This is a genomic window from Nonomuraea mesophila (assembly GCF_004352805.1).
Taxonomy (GTDB): Bacteria; Actinomycetota; Actinomycetes; order Streptosporangiales; family Streptosporangiaceae; genus Nonomuraea; species Nonomuraea longispora.
The window spans coordinates 1-1,117 of the sequence record NZ_SMLD01000386.1 but is presented as its reverse complement, the minus strand read 5'-3'; the positions used below and the strand labels follow the sequence as shown (position 1 = coordinate 1,117).

General features: G+C 74.4%; 1 protein-coding gene. It reads left to right on the top strand.

Annotation, left to right across the window (positions count from 1 at the left end):
* Positions 1 to 415 precede the first annotated feature (415 nt).
* On the top strand, positions 416 to 1,060 hold the full coding sequence (locus E1295_RS48185; RefSeq protein WP_132642107.1) for an MFS transporter: 645 nt from the start codon (positions 416 to 418) through the stop codon (positions 1,058 to 1,060).
* Positions 1,061 to 1,117: the final 57 nt, after the last annotated feature.

The following is a 1,117-nucleotide window of genomic DNA, read 5'->3' as shown; positions in this document are numbered from 1 at the left end:
CATCGCCTGGGCCCTTCCTCCACGCCCCGCCACGACCCCCCCAGACCGAACACCCCCTAACCGGCCATCCTCGGACCGGACTTCCACAGACCCCACACCCACCAACCAACCTCCCATCCGAACACCCACGGACGAGACACCCACGAACCAATCCCCCAACCGAACCCCCACAGAACAAGAACCCACGAACCAAATCCGGGACCGAACGCCTACGGACCACACACTTGCGGGCCGGTCGTCCACGGGGTCGACGCCACCTGGGCGGCGGCTCGGTGGGAGCCACCCGCCCGCCGAAGGAGCGGCCGCTGTCGAGGCGGGGGCGTCCGGCGGTGGGCGGTCCGTCCGGGCGGAGCTGGTCGCGGGGTTCGCCGTCATCGTCAGGAACCCGCCGCTGCGCAAGGCGACGGCCGGGTCGATGATCTCGTGTGCCGGGCTGGCCATGCTGGTCGTGGCGGCGCCCGTGCTGGGCGTCCGGCTCACCGGCGAAAGTGGCCACGGCGCGCTGCTGCTGGCCGTCATGGCCGCGTGCGGGCTGGCGGCGAACGCGCTCCTCGCCACGCGTACCCCAGCACGGACAGAGCGCCGGGCGCGGGCCGGCCATGTACCGGCGCGGGCGGGGAACCGGGCGCGAGCCGGCCGTGACGCCGCACGGTGGTGGGACCGGGTGCTGGCTGGGGGGACGGCGGTGCTCGGGGTCGGGATGGTGCTGGCGGCCTTGTCGGAGACGTTCTGGGTCGCCGTGGTCGCCGCCGCCGTGGCGGGCGCGGGTGAGGGTCCGCAGCTCACCGCGCTGTTCTCCGTACGCCACCGCGAGGCGCCCGCGCGCTTGCGGAGCCAGGTGTTCACCACGGCCGCCAGTCTGAAGATCACCTCGTACGCGTTCGGGTCCGCGCTGGCGGGCCCGCTGGCGGCGTACACGCCTGGTGCGGCTTTGCTGGCAGGAGCGGCGCTGCAGGCAGTGGCCGTGGCGGTGCTTTTCCCGAGGCGGCGGCCGGGAGGCGGTGAGCCCGATGCGGCGGCCGAAGACGGTGACCCGGAGGCGGTGACCCGGAAACCATGACCCGGGACCCGGGACCCGGGAGCGGGGAGCCGGAACCCGGGAGCCGGGGCCCGGAGG